Genomic DNA, 3,525 nt, shown 5'->3' on the forward strand with positions numbered 1-3,525 from the left:
GGCCGCTGCACGCAGAAGGACAACATCCGCTTCGACGGGCTGTCGCGCGTGTCGCACGTGACCGATGCGACCGACTGGCGCGTCGAATACCCGTTCGTCGTGCTGACGCCCGACACCGAAGCCGAGATCGCCGCGCTGATCAAGGCGTGCTTCGAGCTCGGCCTGACCGTGATCCCGCGCGGCGGCGGCACCGGCTACACGGGCGGCGCGGTGCCGCTCACGCCGTTCTCCGCGGTGATCAACACCGAGAAGCTCGAACAGCTCGGCGCGGTCGAGCTCACCGAGCTGCCGGGCGTCGCGCACAAGGTGCCGACGATCTTCTCCGGCGCGGGCGTCGTCACGCGCCGCGTGACCGAAGCGGCGGAAGCGGCCGGCTACGTGTTCGCGGTCGATCCGACCTCGCTCGACGCCTCGTGCATCGGCGGCAACGTCGCGATGAACGCGGGCGGCAAGAAGGCCGTGCTGTGGGGCACCGCGCTCGACAACCTGGCGTGGTGGCGGATGGTCGACCCGGACGGCAACTGGCTCGAAGTCACGCGCCACGAGCACAATCAGGGCAAGATCCACGACATCGCGGTCGCGCGCTTCGAGCTGAAGTGGTTCGACGGCGCGTACGCGCCGGGCGAGAAGCTGCTGAAGACCGAGATGCTCGAGATCGAAGGCCGGCGCTTTCGCAAGGAAGGGCTCGGCAAGGACGTCACCGACAAGTTCCTCGCCGGCCTGCCGGGCGTGCAGAAGGAAGGCTGCGACGGGCTGATCACGTCCGCGCGCTGGGTGCTGCACAAGATGCCCGCGCACACGCGCACCGTCTGCCTCGAATTCTTCGGCCAGGCGCGCGAGGCGATCCCGAGCATCGTCGAGATCAAGGACTACCTGTTCGAGACGTCGAAGCAGGGCGGCGCGATCCTCGCGGGCCTCGAGCACCTTGACGAGCGCTACCTGCGCGCGGTCGGCTATGCGACCAAGAGCAAGCGCAACGCATTCCCGAAGATGGTGCTGATCGGCGACATCGTCGGCGACGACGCCGACGCGGTCGCCCAGGCGACGTCCGAAGTGATCCGGATGGCGAACGGCAAGAGCGGCGAAGGCTTCGTCGCGGTCAGCGCGGAGGCGCGCAAGCGCTTCTGGCTGGACCGCAGCCGCACGGCGGCGATCGCGAAGCACACGAACGCGTTCAAGATCAACGAGGACGTCGTGATCCCGCTGAACCGGATGGGCGAGTACACCGACGGCATCGAGCGGATCAACATCGAGCTGTCGCTGAAGAACAAGCTGCAGCTGGTCGACGCGCTCGAGGCGTTCTTCCGTGGCGGCAACCTGCCGCTCGGCAAGACCGACGACGCGAACGAGATCCCGAGCGCGGAACTGCTGGAAGACCGCGTGCAGCAGGCGCTGGAGCTGCTCAGGCGCGTGCGCGCGCGCTGGGAATTCGTGCGCGACCGGCTCGACCAGCCGCTGCGCGAGGCGCAGCACTACCTGGTGCAGCTCGGCTACGAGGCGCTCGCGGAGAAGTTCGCCGACCGCGCGGACGAGCAGCCGGGCGCGACCGTGTTCCACGTCACGCAGGACCGCACGGTGCGCATCTCGTGGAAGCAGGAGATCCGCGCGGAACTGCGCGCGATCTTCAACGGCGGCGCGTTCAAGCCGATCCTCGACGAAGCGCAGGCGATCCACAAGCGCGTGCTGCGCGCGCGCGTGTTCGTCGCGCTGCACATGCACGCGGGCGACGGCAACGTGCACACGAACATCCCGGTCAACTCCGACAACTACGAGATGCTGCAGGACGCGCACGCGGCCGTCGCGCGGATCATGACGCTGGCGCGCTCGCTCGACGGCGTGATTTCCGGCGAGCACGGGATCGGCATCACGAAGCTCGAGTTCCTGACCGAGGACGAGATCGCCGAATTCCGCGCGTACAAGCAGCGTGTGGACCCGAACGGCCGCTTCAACAAGGGCAAGCTGCTCGAGGGCGCCGATCTGCGCAATGCGTACACGCCGAGCTTCGGGCTGATGGGCTACGAGTCGCTGATCATGCAGCAGTCCGACATCGGCGCGATCGCCGATTCGGTGAAGGACTGCCTGCGCTGCGGCAAGTGCAAGCCGGTGTGCGCGACCCACGTGCCGCGCGCGAACCTGCTGTACAGCCCGCGCAACAAGATCCTCGCGACGTCGCTGCTGGTCGAGGCGTTCCTGTACGAGGAGCAGACGCGCCGCGGCGTGTCGATCAAGCACTGGGACGAGTTCAACGACGTGGCCGACCACTGCACGGTGTGCCACAAGTGCGCGACGCCGTGCCCGGTGAAGATCGACTTCGGCGACGTGACGATGAACATGCGCAACCTGTTGCGCAAGATGGGCAAGAAGAAGTTCAACGCGGGCAACGCGGCGGGCATGTTCTTCCTGAACGCGACCAATCCGCAGACGATCAACGTCGCGCGCGGCGTGATGATGGGGGTGGGCTACAAGGTGCAGCGCTTCGCGAACGACATGCTGAAGAAGGTCGTGACGAAGCAGACGCAGCACCCGCCGGCGACGACGGGCAAGCCGCCGGCGGTCGAGCAGGTGATCCACTTCGTGAACAAGAAGATGCCGGGCAACCTGCCGAAGAAGACGGCGCGCGCGCTGCTGGACATCGAGGACAACAAGATCGTGCCGATCATCCGCAACCCGAAATCGACGACCGTCGATTCGGAAGCGGTGTTCTACTTCCCGGGCTGCGGCTCCGAGCGGCTGTTCTCGCAGGTGGGGCTGGCGACGCAGGCGATGCTGTGGGAGGCGGGCGTGCAGACGGTGCTGCCGCCGGGCTACCTGTGCTGCGGCTATCCGCAGCGCGGCTCGGGCCAGTACGACAAGGCCGAGAAGATCGTGACGGACAACCGCGTGCTGTTCCACCGGGTGGCGAACACGCTGAACTACCTGGACATCAAGACGGTGGTGGTGTCGTGCGGCACGTGCTACGACCAGCTCGCGGGCTACGAATTCGACAAGATCTTCCCGGGCTGCCGGATCATCGACATCCACGAGTTCCTGCTGGAGAAGGGGATGAAGCTCGACGGCGTGACGGGCACGCGCTACATGTACCACGACCCGTGCCACACGCCGATCAAGACGATGGACCCGGTGAAGCTGGTCAACGAGCTGATGGGTTCGGAGAAGGACGGCTACAAGATCGAGAAGAACGATCGCTGCTGCGGCGAATCGGGCACGCTGGCGGTCACGCGGCCGGACATCTCGACGCAGGTGCGCTTCCGCAAGGAAGAGGAGATCCGCAAGGGCGCGGCGAAGCTGCGTGCGATTCCGGTGGTGGCGGGCGACGCGGCGGCGCCGGCGGCAGCGGCCGCGGCCGGCCCGGACGTGAAGATCCTGACGAGCTGCCCGTCGTGCCTGCAGGGGCTGTCGCGCTACGGCGAGGACGCGAATCTCGAAGCGGACTACATCGTGGTCGAGATCGCGCGCCAGGTGCTCGGCGAGAACTGGATGGCCGATTATGTCGCACGCGCCAACCATGGCGGGATCGAGCGCGTG

At 67.0% G+C, this 3,525-nt stretch carries 1 protein-coding gene; it reads left to right on the forward strand.

What is annotated here, in order from left to right:
• On the forward strand, positions 1 to 3,525 hold a 3,525-nt coding region (locus tag C5F75_RS03925; RefSeq protein WP_104011908.1), incomplete at both ends, for a DUF3400 domain-containing protein.

The sequence above is a fragment of the Burkholderia anthinoferrum genome (assembly GCF_002925705.1).
Lineage (GTDB): Bacteria > Pseudomonadota > Gammaproteobacteria > Burkholderiales > Burkholderiaceae > Burkholderia > Burkholderia semiarida.